Source organism: uncultured Limnohabitans sp. (assembly GCF_937889215.1).
Classification (GTDB): Bacteria; Pseudomonadota; Gammaproteobacteria; order Burkholderiales; family Burkholderiaceae_C; genus Limnohabitans_A.
This window is the reverse complement of record NZ_CALBEX010000072.1, coordinates 1-1,778: the sequence shown is the minus strand read 5'-3', so window position 1 is coordinate 1,778 and position 1,778 is coordinate 1. Positions and strand designations below refer to the sequence as shown.

The following is a 1,778-nucleotide window of genomic DNA, read 5'->3' as shown; positions in this document are numbered from 1 at the left end:
CCCATGGCACTGGTGCTGGCCACGGCCTTGGTGGTGTTGATTCTTTACGGACGCGAGTTTCGCTCTGAGGTGTTGCAGGTCTTGCGCGACTGAGTTTCGCGGGCAGGGGACCTCCTACAATGACAACCTATGTTCGTTCACCTGCGCCTTCACACCGAATTCTCTGTCGTTGACTCCACTTGCCGCATCGATGATGTGGTCAAGATGGCGGCCAAGGACGCCCAGCCTGCGCTGGCCATCACCGATCTGAACAACCTCTTTGGCACCGTCAAGTTCTACAAGGAAGGGCGGGGCAAGGGGGTCAAGCCGATCATCGGTGCAGAAATCAACCTCGAAGGCTTGGGAGGCGATTTGGGTGCCACCAGCCGGGTGGTGCTGTTGGTGCAAAACCACCAGGGCTATCTGAACCTGTGTGAGTTGCTGGCCCGAGCCTGGACGCAAAACATTGTCAAAGCGGTGGCGGTGGTCAAGCTGGTTTGGCTCAAAGAGCTGTCAGACGGTTTGATCTTGCTTTCAGGGGCCCAGGCGGGTCCGGTGGGGCAGGCCATCGTACAGGGCGACAACGACAAAGCGGCCGATGTGGCGCTGCAGCTGGGCTCGATCTTTCCGCACCGTTTTTACCTCGAGTTGCAACGCGCGGGCCGCCCCGAAGATGCGCCGCAGGTGGCTGGCGCGGTGGCACTGGCGGCTCGTTTGCACTTGCCCGTGGTGGCCACGCACCCGGTGCAGTTTCATGGCCCCGACGATTACGAGGCCCACGAGGCGCGTGTCTGCATCTCTGAAGGTGAAATTCTGGCCAACCCCAGACGGGTGCGCCGCTTTACCCGCGACCAGTATTTCAAGTCAAGCCAGGAGATGTGCAACTTGTTCGCCGATGTGCCCAGCGCCTTGGCCAACACCTTGCAAATTGCCCAACGCTGCAACCTGAGCTTGGTGTTGGGCAAGCCGCAGCTGCCCAATTTTCCGATTCCGCCCGTGAATGGGGTGGTGATGTCGGTGGAGGATTACTTCCGCCATGTGTCGCACGAAGGTCTGGCCGCGCGGCTGCTGCACCTTTACCCGGCACAGAGTCAGCGCGAAGCCGAGCGCCAGCGTTATGTTGACCGTTTGGAGTTCGAGCTGAACACCATTTTGAAGATGGGCTTTCCCGGCTACTTCTTGATCGTGGGCGACTTCATCCAGTGGGCCAAGGCCAACGGTTGTCCGGTTGGCCCGGGCCGGGGCTCGGGTGCAGGCTCTTTGGTGGCCTACGCTTTGAAGATCACCGACCTCGACCCCTTGCAGTACAACCTGCTGTTCGAGCGGTTCTTGAACCCGGAGCGGGTGTCCATGCCCGACTTCGACATTGACTTTTGCCAGACCAACCGCGACCGGGTGATCGAGTACGTGAAGCAAAAGTACGGCCGCGAGGCGGTCAGCCAGATTGTCACTTTTGGCACCATGGCCGCCCGTGCGGCCATCCGCGATGTGGGCCGCGTGCTGGACATGAGCTACACCTTTTGCGACGGCATCAGCAAACTGATCCCCAACAAACCGGGCATGTCGGTCACGTTGCAGTACCCGCCTGCCACGCCCAAAGACGGTGACAAAAACAACTACGCCATTGCCATGGAGCCGATCTTGTCTGAGCGCATTGAGCGCGAAGAGGACGTGAAGACCCTGATCGAGCTGGCGCAAAAGCTCGAAGGCATGACCCGCAACGTGGGTATGCACGCTGGGGGCGTGCTGATCGCGCCGGGCAAGCTGACGGACTTTTGCCCGCTGTACCAACAGCCGGG

General features: G+C 60.4%; 1 protein-coding gene. It reads left to right on the top strand.

The annotated features are described in order from the left end of the window. Window positions 1–129: 129 nt before the first annotated feature. Window positions 130–1,778: DNA polymerase III subunit alpha (gene dnaE / locus Q0341_RS01680; RefSeq protein WP_299510109.1), on the top strand; the 1,649-nt coding region annotated here is incomplete at its 3' end.